Source organism: Streptomyces sp. SAI-170, from assembly GCF_049739565.1.
GTDB lineage: Bacteria > Actinomycetota > Actinomycetes > Streptomycetales > Streptomycetaceae > Streptomyces.
In genome coordinates this window covers 3,569,072-3,582,733 of the sequence record NZ_JBMGQD010000001.1, presented here as the reverse complement: position 1 = coordinate 3,582,733, position 13,662 = coordinate 3,569,072, and the positions used below count along the sequence as shown (strand labels likewise).

At 71.9% G+C, this 13,662-nt stretch carries 13 protein-coding genes and 2 pseudogenes; 12 read left to right on the top strand and 3 right to left on the bottom strand.

Annotated elements, in window-relative coordinates; translation table 11 throughout:
* Window positions 1–6 precede the first annotated feature (6 nt).
* The 10 genes and pseudogenes from RKD23_RS15895 to RKD23_RS15850 all read left to right on the top strand — a co-directional run bounded on the left by RKD23_RS15895 (window position 7) and on the right by RKD23_RS15850 (window position 9,097).
* On the top strand, window positions 7–504 hold the full coding sequence (locus tag RKD23_RS15895; protein ID WP_424854257.1) for a hypothetical protein: 498 nt from the start codon (window positions 7–9) through the stop codon (window positions 502–504).
* The gene (locus RKD23_RS15890; RefSeq protein ID WP_424854256.1) at window positions 501–692 is read left to right on the top strand and encodes a hypothetical protein; all 192 of its coding nucleotides are present in this window, start codon (window positions 501–503) and stop codon (window positions 690–692) included. The genes RKD23_RS15895 and RKD23_RS15890 overlap by 4 nt, the downstream gene beginning before the upstream one ends.
* On the top strand, window positions 685–1,353 hold the full coding sequence (locus RKD23_RS15885; protein ID WP_424854255.1) for a hypothetical protein: 669 nt from the start codon (window positions 685–687) through the stop codon (window positions 1,351–1,353). The genes RKD23_RS15890 and RKD23_RS15885 overlap by 8 nt, the downstream gene beginning before the upstream one ends.
* Window positions 1,350–1,607 carry a hypothetical protein gene (locus tag RKD23_RS15880; protein ID WP_424854254.1) on the top strand — a complete coding sequence of 86 codons (258 nt, stop codon included), beginning with the start codon at window positions 1,350–1,352 and terminating at the stop codon, window positions 1,605–1,607. The genes RKD23_RS15885 and RKD23_RS15880 overlap by 4 nt, the downstream gene beginning before the upstream one ends.
* On the top strand, window positions 1,604–2,155 hold the full coding sequence (locus tag RKD23_RS15875) for a barstar family protein (protein WP_424854253.1): 552 nt from the start codon (window positions 1,604–1,606) through the stop codon (window positions 2,153–2,155). The genes RKD23_RS15880 and RKD23_RS15875 overlap by 4 nt, the downstream gene beginning before the upstream one ends.
* Window positions 2,156–2,428: 273 nt before the next feature.
* Entirely contained in the window at window positions 2,429–5,410 is a 2,982-nt protein-coding gene (locus RKD23_RS15870) for a BTAD domain-containing putative transcriptional regulator (RefSeq protein ID WP_424854252.1), read from the top strand.
* Between the two features lie 545 nt (window positions 5,411–5,955).
* Window positions 5,956–6,477, top strand: a pseudogene (locus RKD23_RS15865) (prepilin peptidase); the annotation flags it as partial.
* 71 nt (window positions 6,478–6,548) lie between these two features.
* Entirely contained in the window at window positions 6,549–7,745 is a 1,197-nt protein-coding gene (gene mqnC, locus RKD23_RS15860) for a cyclic dehypoxanthinyl futalosine synthase (protein WP_404043863.1), read from the top strand.
* A gap of 7 nt (window positions 7,746–7,752) precedes the next feature.
* Window positions 7,753–8,353: pseudogene (locus tag RKD23_RS15855) on the top strand (imidazolonepropionase-like domain-containing protein).
* A 48-nt stretch (window positions 8,354–8,401) separates the two neighbouring features.
* Complete coding sequence (locus RKD23_RS15850; RefSeq protein ID WP_404043859.1) at window positions 8,402–9,097, top strand: demethylmenaquinone methyltransferase; 696 nt, start codon at window positions 8,402–8,404, stop codon at window positions 9,095–9,097.
* 84 nt (window positions 9,098–9,181) lie between these two features.
* Here RKD23_RS15850 and RKD23_RS15845 read toward each other — a convergent pair whose 3' ends face one another.
* Together RKD23_RS15845 and RKD23_RS15840 are read right to left on the bottom strand one after the other, a co-directional pair.
* Window positions 9,182–9,487: a PASTA domain-containing protein gene (locus RKD23_RS15845; RefSeq protein ID WP_424854251.1), complete on the bottom strand. Its 306-nt coding sequence runs from the start codon at window positions 9,485–9,487 to the stop codon at window positions 9,182–9,184.
* A 119-nt stretch (window positions 9,488–9,606) separates the two neighbouring features.
* Window positions 9,607–10,113: a GNAT family N-acetyltransferase gene (locus RKD23_RS15840; RefSeq protein WP_424854250.1), complete on the bottom strand. Its 507-nt coding sequence runs from the start codon at window positions 10,111–10,113 to the stop codon at window positions 9,607–9,609.
* Window positions 10,114–10,211: 98 nt separating this feature from the next.
* Between RKD23_RS15840 and RKD23_RS15835 the strand changes: the two genes are divergently transcribed.
* Window positions 10,212–11,513, top strand: coding sequence for a geranylgeranyl reductase family protein (locus RKD23_RS15835; RefSeq protein ID WP_424854249.1), 1,302 nt, complete (start codon window positions 10,212–10,214; stop codon window positions 11,511–11,513).
* A 198-nt stretch (window positions 11,514–11,711) separates the two neighbouring features.
* On the opposite strand, the gene RKD23_RS15830 is transcribed toward RKD23_RS15835, so the two are convergent.
* Window positions 11,712–12,575: a C40 family peptidase gene (locus RKD23_RS15830; protein WP_424854248.1), complete on the bottom strand. Its 864-nt coding sequence runs from the start codon at window positions 12,573–12,575 to the stop codon at window positions 11,712–11,714.
* Window positions 12,576–13,293: 718 nt separating this feature from the next.
* Between RKD23_RS15830 and RKD23_RS15825 the strand changes: the two genes are divergently transcribed.
* Entirely contained in the window at window positions 13,294–13,653 is a 360-nt protein-coding gene (locus tag RKD23_RS15825; RefSeq protein WP_007383963.1) for an NADH-quinone oxidoreductase subunit A, read from the top strand.
* The last annotated feature ends 9 nt before the right edge of the window (window positions 13,654–13,662 follow it).

Sequence of the window (13,662 nt, the reverse complement as noted above, 5' to 3'; positions counted from 1 at the left end):
GCAGCCTTGCGCCTGGTCATCACGTCACAGAAGGCCGACACGCTGGCCCGGTGGCAGCGTGTCTTCGAAGGCTGCGCCGACGCGGTGTGCAGGCGCGGGCTGCGGTCGGACACACCGGTCGACGCCGTCCTCATGGCCGGCTTGTTCGCCCATGGGCGCTACGGCGGTCGGCCGAACTTCTCCACGGCGGAGATTCTGGAGAACCGGCGGGGTGACGGCTGGCCCGGCCTCGTCGTCGTGCCGCCGACTCGGCCCATGACGAAGGACTCCGAGGGGAACTGGACGGTCCACGCGGACTACGCGGACATTCCGCCCGCGTATTTCGCGGCGTCGCGCTCCTTCCAGGCCGTCGCGGAATGGAACAGCCGGCACGAGACCCAGATCTCCTCGGTGGAGCTCAACCTCGGACTGATGAACATGGACAATCCCGCCGACGATTCCAGCGCAAGCGCCTTCCGGAGAGCCTTCGAGGAGTACCGCGACCGCCTGACCCCTCACACATGACGTCCCTGGACTTCGCGGAGCATGCGCTCGGCATCGAGCGGGTCGAGACGAGCCATGAGGATGTGCCCGTGGACCGGTCGACCGAGAAGGACGTTCGTCGCCCGCCGCGCACGCGGGAGGAGGCCCGCCGACAGGTAGGGCACATCATCGCCACCGAACCGGTTCCGGGCGGCGTACGGCATGACTGAGCACCTCCCCCCGCTGCCCGGAACGGCCCTCGCCCGCGCCGTGTTCGCACCGCTCGGTGGGGTCCTCGAAGTCGGCGCCGTGAACGCCACCGGCACCTGGCGGCTCGCCGATGTGTCGCTCCGTGACTTCCTGTCTCGCCGACAGGGCGACATGGAGCTCCTGCTGATGGACATCCGGTCGGTCTGCCGCTTCGGCGACGACGCGATGGCCGTCGTGGACGAGCTGGGATGGTTCCGCGACCACGAGGTGTCCGCCGCCCACCTGCTGCTCTGGTCGGCGGGTGTCACCGGCGTGCCCCAGCCCCTGTCGCGGCTCGAAGAGCCACCCACGGTGCGGCGCATGTGCCGTATGGCCGCGGACCTGCAACTGACCGCCTTCCTGCAGGCGTTGGTCACCGCTGCCATCGCCGCCGGTACGCCCGCCCATCGCGGCGCGCCCACGGTCGCCGACGTCCTCGCGACGGCCTGCGGCCTGGCGGATCCGTCGGGCGGCGGCAGCCCGGACCTCGTCCTCAGGATGTGGCGGGTCGCCCATCTGTCGGGCATCCTCAGCCCCGCCTCCGACGCACCGGAAAGCGGAAAGGCCGGCTTCCGGGCGTACGACCGGACGCTGGACGAGCTGATCGCATCGGCCGGAATCCCGAAGGAGGAGGACACGTGACGTCCGCGCGGGACTGGGACCGTGGCGAGGGCCTGCCGGCGCTCGACGACCCGGAGGAATGGGACGCCGTGTACGTGAGTGTCCGGGACCATGTTGGCAGGCAGGGGGTCGCGTGGACGGCGGCGCTGCCCCATGGGGAGCCGATCCCGGAGCTGTACGACGCGCTGCGCTCCGAGGAGCCCAGGGGCTTCGCCGAGACCGACGTCGACGACACGCTGTCGTTCGTGCAGACCGTGCGCCGGAGCCGCTCATGAACCCGCCTGCCTCGCGCACGAGATGGGTCGTCTTCTTCGTCCCGCGCGGGACGGCCGGGGTCCGGCGGCGGATGGCGGAGCTGGAGGAGAGGGGCGGCCGGGTCCACCGCTTCGACGCCGGGGATCTGCTGACCGAGCGGGGGATCTACGACACGTTCGCGGAGGTACTGCGCTTTCCCGGCTACTTCGGCCGGAACTGGGACGCCCTGGTGGACTGCCTGGACGATCTGTGCGGCGAGGTGACCGGTGGGGTGGGGGCGGCCGGTGTGATCCACGACGCGGACCTGTTGCTGGAGGCGGAGCACTTCCCGTTGTTCGTGTCCGTTCTGTGCCAAGGGGCGGACCGGGCGAACTCCGCGGTGGATCTGGACGGTTGTCCCCTGGACCGGCCGGCCGTCGAGGAGTGCTTCGTCTTCGAGTTCCGCGACTTCGACCCCCAGGCGATCGCGCGGCGCGTGGAACAGCGGGATCTCGACGTCTCCGTGGGGGACGGGTGCGTCGCGGCGGGGCTAGATCCTGAGGAGTGGGGACTGCTCGGGAGGCTGTGACGCCGCCGTCGGGCGTACGCCGTGCGGCCGTTCGGCCGTTGCCGAACGTCCCGTTGTGACACCCCCCCCGGCGTGAAGATCCTGCGCAGACACCACCCCTTCATGCGGGTCAAGTGGGGCGTAAAGGGCGGCAAGTCGTAAAGCGGCGGTTGTGCTTCCGGTACGGGGTTCTATGCCGACAACCGGATTCATAAGATCTCGGTAGGCTCAGTCATCCCCCCAGTCACCCCCATCAGTCACTCACCCCGACGAACACACCCCAGGACACCCGCCATGCCGCGACGCCGCAGTTCAAGCTCGTCAAGCTCGACGGGAAACCCGACGGGAAGCCCGAACACCCCGCGCAACCGCACCCCTCAGCCCGTACGCGTACGACGGCGTACGTTCGGGGACTTCGTGAAGGCCTTCTTCGCGTTCGTGGCGCTGGCCGCGCTGGTGTTCGGCGTGCCGCTGGGGCTGGCCTCGCAGCTGGGGTGGCCGCTGCCCGACGGGGCGCCGAGTGTGGACTGGCTGCAGCGTGAGATCTCGGTGCAGACGTTCCTGAACATCCTCACCGTGATCGTGTGGCTGGCCTGGGCCCAGTTCACCGCGTGCGTGCTGGTCGAGGTGAAGGCCGCCGTGTCCGGGGTGGGTGTGCCGGGGCGGGTGCCCGGGGCCGGGCCCAGTCAGCTGCTCGCGCGGCAGCTCGTCGCGGCGCTGCTGCTGGTCGGCGCGACCGCGGCCAGCCTGACGCCCGGGCTGTCGCAGCTCGGGCAGAACCTGGAGGGCAACCAGCGGCCCACGGTCGCCGCGGCGCAGCAGACGCCCGGACTCTTCGCCCAGCAGCAGGAGCAGACCGCCTCCGCGGCGGCCGCCCTCGCCGAGCAGGCCGCCGACGCCGCGGACCACGCCGACAGCGGCAGCACCGCCCGCAGCGGCGACACGAAGTACTACCGGATCCAGCCGCCCGAGGGCCGCCACCACGACTCCCTGTGGGAGGTCGCCGAACGCCACCTGGGCGACGGCCGCCGCTACAAGGAGATCTACGAGCTCAACAAGGACCGCGTGCAGCCCGACGGCTCCCGCCTGTCCGAGGCCAGCCTCATCCGGCCCGGCTGGATCATGGAGATGCCCGGCGACGCCCGCGGCGGCGAGCTCGTGGAGATGCCCGACGAGGCCCCCAGCGTCTCGCCCGAGGTCCAGCAGCAGATCCGCGACTACGCGAAGACCGGCGACCACGCCGAGCAGCAGCAGCCCGGCGGGGACCACGGCGACACGCGTGTGTCCCTGCCCGAGCAGCGGCCGGCCCCCGCCCCCGAGGCCCCGCAGCACCAGGAGACCCCCCAGGTCTCCGCACAGTCCGACGAAGGCCAGTCCGAAGGCCACTCCTTCGGCCTCCCCGAAGCCCTCCTCGGCGCGCCCCTCCTGGCCGCCGGCCTCCTCGGCGCCCTCGGCCGGCGGCGCCGCCAGGCCCTGTGGCAGTCGGCGCTCGGCGCGGTCGGCGGGCGGCGCGGCATGGAGCCGCCCACCCCGACCGGCGCCGCCGCGGACGCCCAGGACGCGCTGCTGGTCGGCGCCGACCCCGAGGCCGTACGCCTCCTCGACCGTTCGCTGCGCGGCCTCGCCGCCTCGCTCGCCGCCGAGTCGCGGCCGCTGCCGGTGGTGTACGCGGCCTGGCTGAGCAACGGCGACCTGCACCTCCAGCTCGCCCAGCCGTCCGGGAAGCCGCCCGCGCCGTGGCAGACCGGCCAGGACCAGACGTTCTGGCTGCTGTCCCGCGCCGACGCCGAGCGTTACGAGGACGTCGACACCGCCGCCCCGTACCCCGGCCTGGTCAGCCTCGGCACCATGGACGAGTCGCGGCTGCTGCTCAACCTGGAGGCCGTGCCCGGCATCGTCTCGCTGAGCGGCCGCGAGGCCGACCGGGCCGCCGTGTTCGCGTCCGTCGCCGCCGAACTCGCCACCAACGGCTGGTCGGACCGTATGACCATCACCCTCGTCGGCTTCGGCGAGGACCTCACCCCGCTCGCCCCCAACCGGCTGCGCCACCTCGACGGCATCGACGACCTCATCGAGACCATGGAGGCCGAGACCCGCCAGCGGCGCGGCGCGCTCGGCGCCGCCGGACAGGACTCCGTGCTCACCGGCCGCACCGGCCCGGCCCAGCACACCCGCTGGGCCCCGCACCTGGTGCTGCTCGCCGCCCAGCCCTCCGCCGAGGACGCCGTCAAGCTCGCCGAACTCGCCGCCGACGCCGGCCGCCTCGGCATCGGCTACCTCGTCGGCACCGAGTCCGGCGATCTGCCCGGCGCCGCCTGGGAGATGGAGATCACCGGCGAGGGCAAGCTGCTCGCCCCGCTCCTCGGCCTCGAACTCGACGCCCAGCTCCTGCCCGTGCCGCAGCAGCGCGCGGTCGTCGAGCTGTTCGTCGAGACCGACCCGGACAACGACAACCCCCAGGGGCCGACCCCCACGCCGCCCTTCCTCGTCGACGTCAGCGAACAGGGCCGGCCCGCCGTCTACGCCCGGCTCGTCGGGTCGTACGAGATCATCGGCCTGGACACCCCCGACGGCGAGCGCAGCGCCCTGCTGCACGAGGCCCTCGCCCTGCTGCTCCTGCACCGCGAGGGCGTGCACCCGCGCGTGCTGGCCTCCGCGCTGTGGCCGCGCGGCGTCACCGACGACGTACGCGACGCGCTGCTCGACCGGCTGCGCGACTGGCTCGGCGCCGACCCGGACGGCACGCCCCGCCTCGCCACCGACGCCACCGGCCGCCTCACCGTCGCCAAGTCGGTCGTCTCCGACCTCGACGTGCTGCGCTCGCTCTACCACGAGGCCACGCAGGGCAGGGGCGTCGACAACCGTGCCGTGCGCGGGCGGTTGCTCACCGACGCGCTGGTGCTGGTGCGCGGGCCGCTGCTCGCCGACCGGCCCGAGGGCCGCTACCGCTGGCTCACCCACGAGATCATCGACGCCCAACTCCCGCTGCTCGTCGCCGACATCGGGCTCGCGCTGTCCGCCTTCCACCTGGAGAAGGACCGCGCGGAGAAGGCCATCGAGGCCCTGAACGCCGCCCTGCGCACGGCCCCGGCCGACGAGCGCCTGTGGAACGAACTCCTGCGTGCCACCCACGCCACCGGCGACACGGCCCGCCTCACCGCCCTCGCCGCCGACCTGCTGGGCCGCAGCGGCGCCCGCGGCCTGCCGCCGCGCACCGAGGCCCTGCTGGACGAGCTGCTCCCGTCGTGGCGCGACAGCGCCGCGGCCGTGGGATGAACAGCGCTGTGCTCGTGATCGCCGCCGCGCTGTGGGGTGCGGCGGCGGGCGCCCTGCTCCCGCGCGCGGTCTACCGCTTCGCGGCCCCCTCCGGCGAGCCGTGGCGAGGGCTGTGCCCCGGCGGACACCCGGTTCGGGGCTGGCTCGGCCGCGGCTGGTGCGGCGAGTGCGCCCGTACGACGACGCAGGCCGCGGGCGAGTCCCGGCGGGCCGCGACCGACCCGAGCCCCGAACCCCTCACGCCCGCGGCCTCCGCCCCGCAGGGCCGCCCTACCGACGAACCGGCCCCCGCCGCCACCGACCCCTCAGCGGCAACCGCCCACCAGGGGAGCCCTACCGACGAACCGGCCCCCGCCGCCACCGACCCCTCAGCGGCAACCGCCCACCAGGGGAGCCCCACCGACGTCCCGGCCCCCGCCGCCACCGACCCCTCAGCGGCAACCGCCCACCAGGGGAGCCCCACCGACGTCCCGGCCCCCGGCGAGGCCGAGCCCCCGGCCGCGGTCACCCGCACCTCACCGTCGTACGGCCCCAAAGCCCTGCCTCTGGCGACCGTCACCGCACTCGTCTGCGCGGCCCTCGCCGCAGCCACCGGCACCCGGCCCGAGCTCGGCGTCTGGCTGCTGATCGCGCCCGTCGGTGTGCTGCTGGCGGCGGTGGACTTCCGGGTGAAGCGGCTGCCGGACCCGCTGACGCTGCCCCTCGCGGCGGCGGCCCTCGCCCTGCTCGGAGCCGCCGCGGCGGCGCCCGAGCACGCGGGGGAGTGGACGTCGGCGCTGTTCGGCTCCCTCGCCCTCGCGGCCGGCTACTTCGTGCTGTTCCTGATCAACCCCGGCGGCATGGGCTTCGGCGATGTGAAGCTCGCCCTCGGGGCCGGGGCCGCGCTCGGCTGGTACGGGTGGGGAACCCTGATGCTCGGCACCTTCGCCGGGTTCCTGCTGGGCGCGCTGTACGGCGGCGCGCTCGTCGTCGCCCGGCGCGCGAACCGCAAGACGGCGATCCCCTTCGGCCCGTTCCTCATCGCGGGCGCCTTCCTGGGCCTTCTGGCCGGGGCATACGCGGCCTGACGTCGGGGCCACCAACCCCCTGGCGTACGCTGGATCAGTCCGTCCACAACCCTTGACGAAAGGGACACCCGGTGACCGAGAAGGCCGACCTCCAGTCCGTCCTCGACCGAGCCGCCGGGGGCGGGCGCATCACCCCCGAGGAGGCGCTCGACCTCTACCGGGACGCCCCGCTGCACGCGCTGGGCGCGGCCGCCGACGCCGTACGCCGCCGCCGTTACGCCGGGGTCGAGCACATCGCGACGTACATCATCGAGCGGAACATCAACTACACGAACGTGTGCGTCACGGCGTGCAAGTTCTGCGCCTTCTACGCCCCGCCGAAGAGCGACAAGGGCTGGACCCGCGACCTGGACGACATCCTGCGCCGCTGCGCGGAGACCGTCGAACTCGGCGGCACGCAGATCATGTTCCAGGGCGGCCACCACCCGGACTACGGCGTCGAGTACTACGAGAAGCACTTCTCGGCCATCAAGAAGGAGTTCCCGCAGCTCGTCATCCACAGCCTGGGGGCGAGCGAGGTCGAGCACATGGCCCGGATCTCCGAGGTCAGCGTCGAGGAGGCGATCCAGCGCATCCACACGGCCGGCCTCGACTCCTTCGCCGGCGCCGGCGCCGAGCTGCTCCCGGAGCGGCCGCGCAAGGCGATCGCCCCGCTGAAGGAGAGCGGCGAGCGCTGGCTGGAGATCATGGAGACGGCCCACAACCTGGGCGTGGAGTCCACCTCCACCATGCTGATGGGCACCGGCGAGACCAACGCCGAGCGCATCGAGCACCTGCGCATGATCCGTGACGTCCAGGACCGCACGGGCGGCTTCCGCGCCTTCATCCCGTACCTGTACCAGCCGCAGAACAACCACCTGAAGGGCCGCACCCAGGCCACCATCTTCGAGTACCTGCGGATGATCGCGATCGCGCGGCTCTTCCTCGACAACGTCGCCCACATCCAGGGCTCCTGGCTCACCACCGGCAAGGACGCGGGCCAGCTGACCCTGCACTACGGCGCCGACGACCTCGGCTCGATCATGCTGGAGGAGAACGTCGTCTCGGCGGCCGGTGCCAAGCACCGCTCCAACCTGATGGAGATGATCGAGATGATCCGCGGCGCCGACCGGGTGCCCGCCCAGCGCTCCACGACGTACGAGCACCTGCTCGTGCACGACGACCCGGCGAACGACCCCGTCGACGAGCGCGTCGTCTCCCACATCTCCTCCACCGCGATCGAGGGCGGCACCGCGCACCCCGAGCTGAAGATCCTCGCCGCGAACTGAGCCAGGTGTGCTGACCCTTCACGTCGCCGAGGCCTCGCCCGAGGCCGCCGTCCTGGTCGACGGCGCGCACATCGCCGCCGTCGGCCCGTACGACGAGCTGGCCGCGGCCCATCCGCAGGCCCGGCTGCGCCGCTGGCCCGGCCTGCTGCTGCCCGGGCTGCTCAACCCGTACGGCCCGGAGCTGCTGGAGCGGACGTACCACCCGGACCCGCGCGAGGCCGACGCCTTCGGCACCGAGCCGATCGGCGGGCCGCGCGCGGAGGCCCTGTTCCGCGCGGACCCCGCCCGCCGGGGCGCCAGCGCGCGCCGCGGGGTGCAGCGGCTCCTCGCGCACGGCACCGTCGCCATCGCGGGCGAACTGCGCGACCGGGCCGCGCTGGACGCCGTACGGCGTGCCGGGCTGGCCGTCGGGCAGCGGCCGCCGTCGCTGCCGGGGCCACCGTCCCTCTCGCCGTCCCCGCTGGTCCTGCTCCCGGGCCTGGCCGCGGGCGGGGCCCGCCCGGTTCGCCGTCTTCGACGTCCCGGACCGGGCCGGGCTGGTGCGGCAGGGCGCGGGCACCTGCGTCGCGACCGTGCTGGGCGGTCGGCTGGTGTACCGGGCCCGCTAGCGAGGGCCGCTTCCCGGCATCCCGGGCCCCTGCTGCCACAATGAGGGCGTGACCCGCGCATCCCTGGACAAGCAGCCGCACGAAGTCGCCTCGATGTTCGACGACGTGGCGGAACGGTACGACCTCACCAACGACGTGCTGTCCCTCGGGCAGACGCGCGGCTGGCGCAAGGAGGTCGCGAAGGCGGTCGACGCCCGCCCCGCGCAGAAGATCCTCGACCTGGCGGCCGGCACGGGCACGTCCTCGGGGCCCTTCGCGCAGGCCGGCGCCTTCGTCGTCCCCTGCGACTTCTCGCTCGGCATGCTCCAGGTCGGCAAGCGGCGCCAGGCCTGGATGCCGTTCACGGCCGGGGACGCCACGCGGCTGCCCTTCAAGGACGACACCTTCGACGCGGTGACGATCTCCTTCGGGCTGCGCAACGTCCAGGACTTCGACACGGCCCTGCGCGAGATGCACCGGGTGACGCGGCCCGGCGGGCGGGTCGTGATCTGCGAGTTCTCGCAGCCGACCTGGGCGCCCTTCCGCACGGTGTACACCGAGTACCTGATGCGCGCCCTGCCGCCGGTCGCCCGCGCGGTCTCCTCCAACCCGGACGCGTACGTCTATCTCGCCGAGTCCATCCGCGCCTGGCCCGACCAGCCCGCCCTCGCCGCGCGCCTCCAGCAGGCCGGCTGGGCCGATGTGGCGTGGCGCAACCTGACGGGCGGCGTGGTCGCGCTGCACCGGGGGTTCAAGAAGGGCTGAGCCGGTTTCCGTCGCTTCTCCGGCGCTTCGTCGGCTGCTCGTCGACGGCCGGCTCGGCGCGGATCACCGTAGGGCCATGTCCGGTCACCGCAGGGCCATGTACGGATCGCCCGGCTCGTCCAGCTCCCGCTCCAGCCCGCCGCCGCCCGGACGCGGCAGGCGCGGCTCGCGCACGCCTCCGCCGCCCTCGCCGTCGCGGAAGTCGAACCACACCGTGACCACGGCGTCCCGCGGCACCTCGACGCCGGGCGGCGGATACTGCCGTACGACGTAGTCGACGACGGTGAGATGGAAGTCCGGCCGGTCCGGCGCGGCCAGCAGCACGCCGTGCCGCTCGGCCTGGCGGCGCGCGTCGACCGCCATCAGGCCGACCAGTTTCGGCACGTGCACTTCGGGTGTTTTGTGAGGTATGCGCACAGATGTCACCCCCAGCGGTACTGGAAGGGTAACCGCCCGGGGTGTCGTCCGGAAGCGTCAAGTCGCTATCTGTAGCAGGTCGTTACTCTGCGTCACAGATCGAGTTGGTAGCAGTGTCCCTGCTGCTTCGACTCCGGGCTGACGAAGGTCTCCGCGAGCCGCATGCCGAGCCGCTGGGTCACCGCGATCGAGCGGGTGTTGCGGGCGTTGACCATCGCGACCACGCCGCCCACGCCCGCCGCGCGGACCCGCTCCAGCGTCATCTGCGCGGCCGCCGTGACGTATCCCTTGCCCCAGTGCGCCCGGCCGAGCCGCCAGCCGATCTCGATCTCGCCCTTCGGGCCCCACTCCTGCGGCCACGGCTGGGCCCCGGTGAAGCCGATGACCTCGCCGGACTCGTCCAGCATGGTCCACAGGCAGAAGCCCAGTTCGGCGTCGTGCCGGCGCTGGCGGGCGGTCAGTTCCTCGTAGACGGAGAGCTCCGCGGACCTGCCGCCGTGGAACTCCATGACGTCCGGGTCGTCGAAGGCCCGGTGCCAGGCGACGGCGTCCTCGTCGGTGGGAACGCGCAGCCGTACTACGGGGAGAGCTCGGTTCACGGGGCAGCCCTTCAGCCGGGTGATCAATTCTGCTGCATAGACTGCCCATGTCCAGTGCCGGTCGGCACGCAGATTTCGAGCCTTGGGGAGATCCCGCCGTGGCCGTCGTGACTGAGCCTCTCTCCGACAACACCGCTGATGTGATCGTCGTGGGCGCGGGGCCAGCCGGCTCCACCACCGCGTACCACCTTGCCAGGGCCGGCCTGGACGTCCTTCTACTGGAGAAGACCGAGTTCCCCCGCGAGAAGGTCTGCGGCGACGGCCTGACCCCACGGGCCGTCAAGCAGCTGGTGTCGATGGGCATCGACATCTCCGAGGAGGCCGGCTGGCTGCGCAACAAGGGCCTGCGCATCATCGGCGGCGGCGTCCGCCTCCAGCTCGACTGGCCGGATCTCGCCTCTTTTCCGGACTACGGACTCGTCCGCAAGCGCGACGACTTCGACGAGCAGCTCGCCCGCCAGGCCCAGAAGGCGGGCGCCCGGCTGTACGAGCAGTGCAATGTCTCCGGCCCCGTAGTCGACGACCGCACGGGCCGCATCATCGGCGTGACCGCCAAGCTCGGCGACTCGGGTGAGAAGCGCGAAGTCACCTTCCACGCCCCGCTGGTGGTCGCCGCCGACGGCAACTCCACCCGGCTGTCCCTCGCGATGGGCCTGCACCGCCGCGAGGACCGCCCGATGGGCGTCGCCGTACGGACGTACTTCACCTCGCCGCGCCACGAGGACGACTACCTGGAGTCCTGGCTGGAGCTGTGGGACCGCCGCGGCCCCGGCGAGGACCGGCTGCTGCCCGGCTACGGCTGGATCTTCGGCATGGGCGACGGCACCTCCAACGTCGGCCTCGGCGTGCTGAACACCTCCGACTCCTTCAAGGAGCTGGACTGGCGCGAGGTCCTCAAGGCCTGGTGCGCCTCCATGCCGGAGGACTGGGGCTACACCCCGGAGAACATGACCGGCCCGATCCGCGGCGCGGCCCTGCCCATGGCCTTCAACCGCCAGCCGCACTACACGCGCGGACTGCTGCTCGTCGGCGACGCGGGCGGACTGGTGAACCCCTTCAACGGCGAGGGCATCGCCTACGCCATGGAGTCCGGCCAGATCGCCGCCGACGTCATCGTCCAGGCGCACGCCCGCTCCACGCCCGCGGGCCGCGAGATGGCGCTCCAGCACTACCCGCGTGTGCTGAAGGAGACCTACGGCGGCTACTACACCCTCGGCCGCGCCTTCGTGAAGCTCATCGGCAACCCCAAGGTCATGAAGATCGCCGCCCAGCGCGGTCTGACCCACCCGATGCTGATGAAGTTCACCCTCAAGCTGCTGGCCAACCTCACCGACCCCACGGGCGGCGACGCGATGGACCGCATCATCAACGGCCTGAGCAAGGTGGCTCCCAAGGCCTGAGGCCGCCCTGGCCCTTCAGGCGAGGCCGCCGGGCCCCTTCGGGGGCTCGGGGGCGGCAAGGCGCCCTCCCAGGCTTGAGGCCGCCGTCCTGCCCCTTCGGGGGTACGGCGAAGGGCCGCTGCCCCCGAGCGGCTGCGGCCCTTCATCCGGTTCACCCGGTTCACCCGGTTTCGCGTGCGCGGGTACGCGCTGCGCGGCTCAGAGCACGCGCACCGCACCCGACGCCGGGTAGCCGGACAGATCCTGGATGACGACGCCCTTGGACGGGTTCGCCGCGTCCAGGTACTGGCCGTCGCCGATGTACACGCCCACGTGGTACGCGGAGCCCTTGCCGCCCCAGTACAGGATGTCGCCGACCTGGAGGTTGGAGGTGCCGACCTCGGTGCCGAACATCGACTGGTCCTGGGAGACGCGCGGCAGGTCCACGCCGACCTCACGGAAGGCGGCCTGCACGAGGCTGGAGCAGTCCCAGGCGTCGGGGCCCGTGGCACCCATGATGTAGGCGTCGCCCACCTGCGCCTTGAGGAAGGCGATGACGGTCGCGACGGAGCCGCTGGCCGGCGTGGAGACGGTGGTGTCGGCGGAGCTGCCGGTGCTGTCCGCGCTCGCGGACGTGGTGGCGAGGGCCTCGCGCTCCGCGGCGCGGGAGGCGGCCTCCTCGGCGGCGGCCCGGCGGGCTGCCTCCTCCTCGGCCTTCTTCTTGGCGGCGGCCTTCTTCTTGGCCACCGCGAGGTCCGCCCTGGCCTGCTTGGCGGCCTGGGCTGCGGCCGCGTCACGCTCGGCCTCGAGCTCGTAGTTCGCGGCGGCCAGTTCCGTGGCGTCCGCGGACTCGGCGACCTGGGTGGCCAGGTCCGCCGTCAGGGTGGGCAGTTCGAGCGTCTGCGTCACCGGCTCGGCGGCGTTCGCCGAGGCCGACGCGCCCGCCGCTGCCATGCTGAGGACGCCACCGGCAACTCCGGCGCGCATCGCGAGCGTCGAGGACGCGTTGCGGCGGGGCTTCCGGTGGCTGCGTATGTGAGCGGTGTGGGACATGAGAGCAATCGGTATCAGGGGCTCCTCCATACCTTCAAGAAACGTGGCCTGCGCCACAGTTGTTCAATCGGGCCCCCGAAACCCGTACGCGTCACTCTTTATTGACGCCGTAACGGACATTGCGGACGCACCCTTTCAAGCCTGTGATCATGGGCTTTCGTCGTTACGTCCGGATTGCCCCGGGGCCTACCACTGGTTGCGACCGTTGGCCAAGCCCGCTTCTCATCGGCCTCTCATCAATGTGGCGCAGGTCACGGAACGGTCACCGTGTCGGCCGCGTCCCGCGCGGGCAGACGACGACCCTCGCGCTCGTGAACGCGTGCACACGTCCACACCCCGCCCCGCACCTCCCTCTGATGTGTGAACGCCGCCCTCTACCAAGCGGTCCCGTCCAGCGCCAATTTGCATGCAGCGGAAGTCTCTTGATATTGAGACGACCCCTCTGAGCTGCCCTGACGAGCGAAAATGTCACGTCTGGTGATCACTCGGACGCTTCGCGTGTGAAGATCACCGCTCATCCGACTTCATGATCCTTCGTCAGGTGGTGGAGATCACAAAGCTGGTGTAAGACCCCGTGTCGCAGATCACAGAGCGGCGGGCATAAGATGCGAGGCAGTTGGGCTTGTGACCTGCTTCACATGTTCTCGATCTTGGCCCGGGACAAGCGGGGTTCGAGGGAGCAGTGGGGCGCTTGTGAGCCCGATGCAACCCGCCAGCAGTCAGTGCCGACTGAGAGGAGCGAGGAGCGGTGAACGCGTATGCGCCCATCCTCGTACTGGGAGCCCTCGGGGCAGGCTTTGCGATCTTCTCCGTGGTCATGGCCACGCTGATCGGTCCGAAGCGGTACAACCGCGCCAAGCTCGAGGCCTACGAGTGCGGCATCGAGCCGACACCGACGCCGGCCGGCGGCGGGCGCTTCCCCATCAAGTACTACCTGACGGCGATGCTCTTCATCGTCTTCGACATCGAGATCGTCTTCCTCTACCCCTGGGCCGTCACCTTCGACGCCCTGGGTGTGTTCGGGCTCGTGGAGATGCTGCTCTTCGTGCTCACCGTCTTCGTCGCCTACGCCTATGTGTGGCGGCGCGGCGGCCTGGAATGGGACTGAGGGGCCTTT